Origin of the sequence: Actinoplanes rectilineatus, assembly GCF_000962825.1 — a bacterium.
Classification (GTDB): domain Bacteria; phylum Actinomycetota; class Actinomycetes; order Mycobacteriales; family Micromonosporaceae; genus Actinoplanes; species Actinoplanes rectilineatus.
The window spans coordinates 20,398-29,019 of record NZ_JZKF01000105.1; the positions used below are offsets into that span (position 1 = coordinate 20,398).

9 protein-coding genes and 1 tRNA gene are annotated in these 8,622 nt (G+C 70.1%); 4 read left to right on the forward strand and 6 right to left on the reverse strand.

The genetic code is table 11. The features are described 5' to 3' along the window. The first annotated feature begins 13 nt into the window (after positions 1-13). Positions 14-796: a zf-HC2 domain-containing protein gene (locus tag WH85_RS41010; protein WP_045747572.1), complete on the forward strand. Its 783-nt coding sequence runs from the start codon at positions 14-16 to the stop codon at positions 794-796. A gap of 43 nt (positions 797-839) precedes the next feature. Here WH85_RS41010 and WH85_RS47850 read toward each other — a convergent pair whose 3' ends face one another. Genes WH85_RS47850 through WH85_RS41025 form a run of 3 tightly spaced genes read right to left on the reverse strand, consistent with a single transcriptional unit; the run spans position 840 to position 3,995 of the window. Then, a complete protein-coding gene (locus WH85_RS47850; protein ID WP_052721170.1) occupies positions 840-2,246 on the reverse strand; it encodes a sensor histidine kinase in 1,407 nt (468 codons plus the stop codon). Further along, on the reverse strand, positions 2,243-2,914 hold the full coding sequence (locus WH85_RS41020; protein WP_045747573.1) for a response regulator transcription factor: 672 nt from the start codon (positions 2,912-2,914) through the stop codon (positions 2,243-2,245). The genes WH85_RS47850 and WH85_RS41020 overlap by 4 nt, the downstream gene beginning before the upstream one ends. Positions 2,915-2,918: 4 nt before the next feature. Continuing rightward, the gene (locus WH85_RS41025; RefSeq protein WP_045747574.1) at positions 2,919-3,995 is read right to left on the reverse strand and encodes an alpha/beta fold hydrolase; all 1,077 of its coding nucleotides are present in this window, start codon (positions 3,993-3,995) and stop codon (positions 2,919-2,921) included. A gap of 170 nt (positions 3,996-4,165) precedes the next feature. Here WH85_RS41025 and WH85_RS41030 point away from each other — a divergent pair, with 170 nt between their 5' ends. Continuing rightward, positions 4,166-5,155: an SMP-30/gluconolactonase/LRE family protein gene (locus tag WH85_RS41030; RefSeq protein ID WP_211275604.1), complete on the forward strand. Its 990-nt coding sequence runs from the start codon at positions 4,166-4,168 to the stop codon at positions 5,153-5,155. Here the strand turns inward: WH85_RS41030 and WH85_RS53925 are convergent. Then, positions 5,145-5,273, reverse strand: a complete 129-nt coding sequence (locus WH85_RS53925) for a hypothetical protein (protein ID WP_281179141.1) — start codon at positions 5,271-5,273, stop codon at positions 5,145-5,147. The genes WH85_RS41030 and WH85_RS53925 overlap by 11 nt on opposite strands. Before the next feature lie 75 nt (positions 5,274-5,348). Then, positions 5,349-5,420: transfer RNA gene (locus WH85_RS41035), tRNA-Lys, on the reverse strand. A 170-nt stretch (positions 5,421-5,590) separates the two neighbouring features. Between WH85_RS41035 and WH85_RS41040 the strand changes: the two genes are divergently transcribed. Beyond that, the gene (locus tag WH85_RS41040) at positions 5,591-6,811 is read left to right on the forward strand and encodes a phytase (protein WP_052721171.1); all 1,221 of its coding nucleotides are present in this window, start codon (positions 5,591-5,593) and stop codon (positions 6,809-6,811) included. On the opposite strand, the gene WH85_RS41045 is transcribed toward WH85_RS41040, so the two are convergent. Then, positions 6,795-7,094 (reverse strand): SCO4225 family membrane protein, encoded by a 300-nt coding sequence (locus WH85_RS41045; RefSeq protein ID WP_045747575.1) that lies wholly within the window; start codon positions 7,092-7,094, stop codon positions 6,795-6,797. The two genes, WH85_RS41040 and WH85_RS41045, sit on opposite strands and share 17 nt — an antisense overlap. Positions 7,095-7,398: 304 nt before the next feature. Between WH85_RS41045 and WH85_RS41050 the strand changes: the two genes are divergently transcribed. Next, on the forward strand, positions 7,399-8,448 hold the full coding sequence (locus WH85_RS41050; protein ID WP_045747576.1) for a DUF2293 domain-containing protein: 1,050 nt from the start codon (positions 7,399-7,401) through the stop codon (positions 8,446-8,448). Positions 8,449-8,622 lie beyond the last annotated feature (174 nt).

Sequence of the window (8,622 nt, forward strand, 5' to 3'; positions counted from 1 at the left end):
CGACTATGGAGGCATGGGATGTGAGCGGTGGCGCGAGATGCTCTCCGCGCAGCTGGACGGTGAGGACGACCCGGTCATGCGACCGCTGGTCGACGAGCACCTGGCCGGCTGCGCCGGCTGCCGCGAGTGGCTGGACCGCGCGGCAGCCGTCAACCGGCTGACCCGGACCGGCCCGGCACTGCAGGTGCCGGACCTGACCGCGGCGATCCTGGCCGCCCTACCCACCGAGGCACCGGCCAGGCGCCGGTGGCGGCTGCCCGTCCCCGCCCTGCTGTACGTTGCGCTGGCACTGGTCGGCGCCGTCCAGCTGATCCTCGGCCTGACCCAGGTGGGCGGCGGGGTGAGCGCCGGCCACGACCACGCCGGGCTGAACGCCACCCCCGGCCATCTGTGGCACGAGTCCGCCGCCTGGAACGTGGCGGTCGGCGCCGGCTACCTCTTCATCGCGTTGCGCCGCACCCGCCCCACCGGCCTGCTGCCGATGCTGACCGCCTTCGTGGCGATGCTCCTGCTGCTGTCGTTCAACGATCTGACGGGCGGCCGCGTCGACGTGGCCCGCCTCGTCGGCCACGGCTTCGTCATCCTCGGCTACCTGCTGGTGGTCGCCCTCTCCCGCGGTGCGGGCGGCTCCCTGCGCCCACCCGGCAACCGCGTCGGCACCGGCTGGCGTGCCCGCTTCGACACCGTCGCCGACCCCGACGACGACATCGAGCCGGCGCCCCGCCCTGGCCTACGCCTGGTCCCGCCCCGAGGCCCCTTGACCGCGGAACTGGATTCGGACCGGCGGGCCGCATAACCCACACCGCCCTCGACCCTCCAGCCCTGCTGCGCCGCCTGCCTCAGGGGTCAGCACCGGGTCCACCGGCGCTGACCTGTTCTGTATGCCGGAAGGCGGGCAGGGTGAGCGTGAAGACCGTGCCGGCGCCGGTCGCCACCCGGATCGAGCCTCCGTGTGCCGTCGCGATCGACTGCACGATGGACAGCCCGAGGCCCGAGCCTCCCGGGGCGGTTCGGGCGGGGTCACCGCGCCAGAACCGTTCGAACAGGTGCGGAAGGTGTTCCGGGGGGATGCCGGGGCCGGTGTCGGCCACCTGGATCCGGTGTTCGCCGGTGGAACCGCCGACCGTCACGGTGATCGTGGCGTCGGGCGGTGTGTGCTGGACGGCGTTGCCGACCAGGTTTCTCAGCGCCTGGCTCAGCCGCGCGTGGTCGCCCAGCACGACGGCGGATTCCGCCTCCAGCCGGATCCGGCGGTCCGGTGCGATGACGCGCAGGTCGGCGACCACGTCCTCGGCGACGGCACGGAGGTCCACCGGCTGCTGTTCCAACGGCCGGCCGGCATCGGTACGCGCCAGCAGCGCGAGTTCGTCGACGAGCTGCCGCATCCGGCCGAGGTCGTTGTCCACCCGCTGCAGGGCGTCCGTGAGCCGGCCCTCGTCGGACAGCCCGCCGTTCAGGTAGAGCTCGACCCAGCCGGTGGCCGCGGTCAGCGGGTTGCGCAGTTCGTGGGAGGCGTCCGCGATGAAGGCCCGCATCCGGTGTTCGGCGTCCTGCTGGGCGTCGAACGCCGCGTTCACCGTCCGGGCGAGTCGTTCGATCGCCGGGTCGCCCCGGCCCAGGGGCAGCCGACGGGTGCGGTCCCCGGCGGCGACCCGTTCCGCCCGTTCGGCCATGGCCGGCAGCGGTGCCAGACCCCGGCCCACGATCAGGACGGCGAGGAGGATGAAGACGGCCACGGCCACGGTGGAGGCGCCGGCGATCACCGTGACGATGCCCAGCGTCGTCTGACGGCGGTCGGCGGTGTCGAGGAAGACCACGATGCGCAGGGCCGGCGTCTCGACGCCGTCCGGGGCGCGGTAGCGCAGCCCGCGGTCGCGCATGTCGATGCCGAGGGCGAGATAGCGGTCGGCCACCGTCACCGGTTCCGCCGGTCCCGCCGTGGCCAGACCGGTGAGCGCCCCGGCGTCGAGACCGTCCGCGCCGACGGGTCCGGCCGTGGTGACGAGCATGGTGTGGACGCTGTTGGCGGTGGGGTCGCGCAGGGCCCGCTCGTCGATCACCGTCGCCCCGATGGCGGTGAAGCCGGTCTCCAGGCGTGCGGCGACCGACCGTAGTTGCCCGGCGTCCCGGTGGTGCAGGAACGCCGAGATCAGGGCCACGCTCGCCGCGAACGACAGGGCGATCACCGCGGCGGCCGACGCGCTGAGGGTGATGGTGAGCCGGGCGCGGATCGAACGCACGGTCATTCCGGATCGTCGATGCTGTAGCCGAAGCCGCGCACCGTACGGATGATCGCCGGGCGGTCGTCGTCGATCTTGCGGCGGAGGTTCGAGATGAACCGTTCGACGATGTTCGTGTCCCCGCCGAAGTCGTACTGCCAGATCCGGTCGATGATCTGCCGTTTGGAGAGCACCCGGCCCTTGTTCTCCAGCAGGAGCCGCAGCAGCCGGAACTCGGTGGGCGACAGTTCGAGGTCCTGGCCACCACGCCGGACGAAATGCCGGTCCGCGTCGAGTTCGAGATCCGCGCACCGCAGCGTCGCCGGCCGGTCGGACCGTCGGGTCCGGGCCTCGATCCGGGCGATGACCTCGGCCGAACTGAACGGCTTGGTGATGTAGTCGTCGGCGCCGAGCCGGAGCCCACGGACCCGGTCGTCGACGCTGTCCCGCGCGGACAGGAAGATCACCGGCAGGTTCCCGTCGTGGCGCCGGATCAGCTGGACGGCCTCGAAACCGTCCGTTCCGGGCATCATCACGTCGAGCAGGACGACGTCGAAACGGCCCTCGGGGATCCGGGTGAACGCCTCGGCAGCCGACGAGACGGACTCCACCGTGAAGCCCGCGAAGGTCAGGGTCGAGGTGAGCATCGCCCGGATCCGCTCGTCGTCGTCGACGACGAGCACCCGCGTCGTCATGTCCTCATCCTGGCATGCTCTCGCGGAGGAGGAACTCCTCGAGCAGGCTCACGAACAGTTCCGGCTCGGCCAGGTGGATCACGTGGGTGGCGTTGACGACCCGGTACTCGCCATTCCTGAGCAGCGACGCTGCCCGTTTCCCGTCCTCGGGGCCCATCGCACCGTTCAGCGTCCCGTCGGGCAGGAACTCGGTGTCCGCCTGCAGGAGCAGGGTGGGAGCCTCGATGCGGGCCAGCGCCTCGGCGTGGTCGAAGCCGGCATTCCAGGTCCGGTCGTGAAACGCCGCACCGAAGCGCGGGTCGTACCGGTCCAGGCCCCGCAGCAGTTGCCGGACGGTGTCGTTGGCGACGATGCCCAGCTCGACCGGCCGATCCGGGCCGGCCTCACGGTACGACGTGATCGCCTGACGCAGGAACCAGGCGGATCCCGGCGCCACGTGCTTGTCGAAGAACGCCGACGAGGCCTCGATCCAGTACAGCAGGAAGTCGTCGGTGCCGTCCCGGACCGCATCGGCCGCCGTGGTGAAGGAACGATCGGCCAGGGTCGGCGACGGATATCCCGCCTCCGAGGTGAACAGCGGCGGATCCTCCAGGACTACGGCCCGCACCGACCGGGGCCGGTTCGCGGCCAGCCAGGTGGCGAGCAGCCCACCTGACGAGTTACCGGTCACGAAGACCGGTTCGCCGATGACATCGTCGATGAAGTCGCCGAGGTCCGCGCCGATCCGGTTCGCCGTCATCGGATAGTCGTCCGGGACGGTGGTGCCGCCGTGCCCCGGATAGTCGACGTCGTACACGTGGAACGACGCGGCCAGGGCCGGCAGGACGAGGTTGTAGCTGTACCAGTCCATGTGCTGGGCGTGCAGCAGCACCAGCGGCGGGCCGTTGTCCGGGCCCTCGACGAAACTGAGGCCCACGTCGTTGACCTGCACGACCTTCTCGACGTAGCCCGCGTTCCGGACGTCGTCCTCCATCGGGTCGACGTAAGTGTCGATCCACCGGTCGACGGCGGCCAGAGTGGCGGCCGCGCCGAGGACGAGCACTCCGGCGGCCACGAGCAGCCGCCTGCGGGTTCTTCTCATGGGGAGATCGCATCAAATGAAGCTCCCGATCCCCGGATCGTCAGCTGACGGCCGGCTGACGACGCCGTGCCTGCACCTGCCAGGGGTAGCCACAAGCGGGTCTGTTGCCGCCCTGCGCACCGGGCGCAGTCTCGAACGGCCAGAACCCTCGAAAGCAGGAGAGCAACCTCGTGAACATCACTCTCAGCCGCCGCGCCCTGATGACCGTGACCGTCGCCGGCCTTCTCAGCGGCGCCGTGGCCTTCGGAGCGCCCACCCTCGGCAGCCCGGTCGGCCCGGTCGCGTCGATCAGCACGGTGGGACATCGCGCCGTCGTCGACGCGCGGATCGCCGTGCATTTCGACCTGAAGACCGGGCAGATGCCGGAGAACATCGTCCTTGACCGGGACGGCAGCGTCGACGTCACCTTCGCCGGCAGCCGGCAGGTCGCCCGGATCGGCGCCGACGGTGGCATCCGCGTCCTGGCCACCCTGCCGGCGCCCGCCGACGCCGCCGCGACGACACCGGTCCTCGGCTTCCCACTGGTCACCGGCCTGGTCCGGGACGGCAGGACGTTCTATGTCGCGTACGCCACCGGCTCCACCGAAACCGGCATCTGGACGTTCACCGAAGGCGGCAGGCCCCGTCTCCTCGCCGCACTGCCCGCCGACGGCCTGCCCAACGGCATGACCCGGGACCCGTCCACCGGCCTGCTGTACGTGACGGACTCGGTCAAGGGCACCGTCTACACCGTCTCCCCGAAGGGCCGGGTCCGTACCGTCAGCTCAGACCCGGCGCTGGCCGCCGACGGCCTGCTCGGGGTCAACGGCATCAAGATCCACAACCACGCGGTGTACGCCTCCAACCTCGACGAAGGCACCATCCTGCGCCTGCCGTTCGGCGCGAAGGGCCTCGGCCCGGCCCGCGTGGTGGCCACCGGCCTGACCGGCATCGACGACTTCACCTTCACCGGCCACGGCGACGAGATCATCGCCGCCCTCAACACGGTCAACCAGGTCGTCCGCGTCACCGGGCCCCGCACCGAGGTCCTGCTGACCGCCGCCGACGGCCTGTCCAACCCGACCTCCGTCGCGGTACGCGGCCGCACACTGCTCGTGCCGAGCGCCGCCTACAGCACCCAGCAGGACCCGAACCTGCTAGTCGCCACCCTCAGCCGCTGATGCCGAAGCCGGCCATCGACGACACTTTCCCCGCCGAACAGGAGGCACGGGTCAGCTGGAACATGTGGCCGACCGCGTCGAGCAGAAGCAGCCGCTCGGCGATCACACGCTCGACCATGGCACCCCTGTTGTACGCCTGAGGAAACAGAACAGGCCAGCGCCGGTGACACCGGCGCTGGCCTGCGAAACTGAGTGGGCCGCCAGGGACTCGAACCCTGAACCTATGGATTAAAAGTCCACAGCTCTGCCATTGAGCTAGCGGCCCGCCGCTGTCAGAGTACCGACCTCGGCTCGCCCCGCAATCATTGCACCCACCCCCGCGGACGCGCCTCCGAGATAAGCGCCCTCCCCGGGTGATCACGACTGGGTAACAGCCTGGTGATGTTCAGGCAGCGTCCATCAATCCGTCAGGCTTTTCGGGGATGCTCGGGAGTCATGCAACGGAGTACAGGTATCGCCGCCTTCGTGGCCCTGACCACGCTCGCCGCCGGGGTGCCCGCGTTCGCGGAATCGGCGCGGCCGGTTCGGGAGATCACGGCCACGGTGGAGACGCCTGCGCTGTTCGACGACGAGGCCGGCGGGGATGCGAACGCCGACGATCCGGCCATCTGGATCAACGCTGCGGACCGGTCGCGGAGCCTGGTGATCGGCACGGCCAAGAACGGTGGTCTGCGGGTCTACGACCTGGCCGGCCGGGAGGTCCAGTCGATCGCCACACCGGAGGGTGGCCGTTTCAACAACGTCGACATCCTGACCGGGTTCACCTTCGGCAAGCGCAAGGTCGACGTGGCGGTGGTGACCGACCGCGGTCTGGACAAACTCCGCATCTACAAGATCGACCCGTCCGGGCTGACCGACATCACGTCCGCGGACGCCCCGCTGCTGTTCTCCCGTGATCAGTCCGAGGTCGAGGAGCAGGCCACCGGTTACGGTGTCGCCGTCTACGACCGTTACGCGGTGGTGAGCCGCCGGCACAGCACCCGGCTGGGCATCTTCCGTCTCGAGGAGCGCAACGGGAAGGTCACCTACCGGACGTCGGACACTCTGGATCTGCCGCGCACCTTCCGGCTGCCGGACGGCACGAACTGGTCGCCGTGTGCCGAGCCGGGTGAGGAGCCGCAGGTCGAAGGCATGGTCGTGGATGCGGAGGCGGGTGTCCTCTACGCCGCCCAGGAGGATGTCGCACTGTGGCGCATCAACCTCGAGGGTGGCGTCTTCAGCAGCATCCCGAGGATCGTCGAGCGCGTCTCGTCGTACGGCACGCCGGCAACCTACGACGCCGAGACCGAGGAGTGCGTCGTGGACACCGCGAACGACCCCGGGTTCGGTGGGCGGATCACCGCGGACGTGGAGGGTGCCACCATCTACCCGACCGGTCGCCGGGGCGGTTACCTGATCGTGTCGAGTCAGGGTGACAGCCGGTTCTTCGTCTACGACCGGCGCGACAACCGGCCGATCAGCATCTTCACCGTCACGGACGGCCCGGCCACCGACGGCGTTCAGCACTCCGACGGCGCCGCGGTGACCTCCACGCCCCTACCCGGCTACCCCCGGGGCCTTCTGGTGCTCCACGACGGCGAGAACACCCCGGACGGCGGCCGGACGAGCACCAACTTCAAATACGTCGATTTCCGTACGCTCAACCTGCCGTCCTGAACCCCCGGCGGCGACGGACGGCCGCCCGTAGTCCGTTCACCACCGCGACGTTCACCAGCGCCCCCACCGCCGCGGACAGCACGAACCCGACAAAGTCCATGTTTGCGTAGGTTTCGATGAGAACGCCCACCGGCGCGGCCACGACGATCGCGATACCGGGCAGGAACGGGAAGTCGCTGTGGAGGACGTACACCTCGACGACGCCCAGGACGGTCAGCGCGGCGACGAGTGAGAGGTAGATCCGGGCGAACCGGCCGTCCAGGAACCACCGCACGATCTTCATACGGTCATCCTGGCAAGGCCGGGCCGTTCCGGTGCGGGTTTCGGGCGGTGGACGGCCCGCGACGGCCCGGCCCGACCACCTGTTCCGGGCGGTCCCCCGTCGTGGCCGGTGACGAACGTCCGGCGTGGGGCGTCCGCCGCCCGAACACCGGCTACTCGCAGCAGTCCTGGGAGTCGCCCGCAACATCGGCACGTTCGAGGGCAGGTCGTGATTCAGCACCTGGCTGCACGTGATCATCGCGAACGGCGCCAGATACGCGAATACCTTGTGGCCGGCATCTGAGGGCGCGGGTAGCGTGCCGTCCATGCAGCCCGTCTCGAAGCTGGAACGCCGGATCGTGACCGCTGCCGAACAGGCGCTGGACCGTCAGAAGTACGTCAGCCCACTCGACGTGCTGACCGGTCTCGGCTGGGTGCCGCCGGGCCTGGTGACGGACTGGCGGCAGGGCCGCCGGCCCACGCTGGAGGCGATCGCGGCGGTGTCCCCGGAACGCCTCGCCGACACCCTGGAGATCTTCCACCGCTGGACGGCGAGCCGGGGCCTGCGATCAAGCGAGGTCGAGTACCTCTCCGCGATGCGGGACCGACGGCCGCTCCGGTTCACCGCCGACGGCACACCCGCGGTGGAACTCGCCTACCGCACGCACTGGACGCCGGCCGCGATGACCGACCAGCAGCGGGAGAAGCTGACCGCCAAGAAGAGCAAGGCGCCGGACCTGGTCGTGGTGCTGCCCGCGAAGGACTTCACCTGCACCTCCTGCGGGCAGACCAGCGGCGACATGCTGACCATGGAGGAGGCCGGGCCGCTCTGCCTGACCTGCGCCGACCTGGACCACCTGGAGTTCCTGGCGGCCGGCGACGCGGCGATGACCCGCCGGGCCAAGAAGGCCAGCCGCCTCTCCGCGGTGGTGGTCCGGTTCAACCGGTCCCGCAAGCGGTACGACCGTCAGGGCCTGCTGGTCGAGCGTGCCGCCATCGAACAGGCCGAGCAGGAGTGCCTCTCCGACGAGGACGCCCGGGCCCGTCGGCGAGATCGTGATCGGGTACGCCGTGAAGCAGCAGACGAGACTTTCCAGTACGAGCTCGCCGCGTCGATCGTCCATCTGTTCCCGGGCTGCCCGCCGGAGCGTGCCGAGGCGATCAGTCTGCACACCGGCACACGGGGCAGTGGACGCGTGGGCCGCAGTGCCGCCGGCCGAGCCCTGGACCCGGACGCGGTGACCCGTGCCGTCGTCGCGTCGGTACGCCACGAGGACACGGCCTACGACGAGATGCTGATGAACGGGGTGCCCCGCGACGAGGCCCGCGAACGAATCCGGACCGACATCGATCGGGTTCTGAAATCCTGGCGCTGACCGCGGTCCGGAAACGCTGTCAGAAACGCGCTGTGAAAAGCGCTCCAGACCCAGCCCGGAGTCTGAAAAGGTCCAGAAACGAAGAAAGGCCCACCCCGAAGGGTGGGCCTTTCTCAACGTTAAGTCCGGCGGCGTCCTACTCTCCCACACCCTCCCGAGTGCAGTACCATCGGC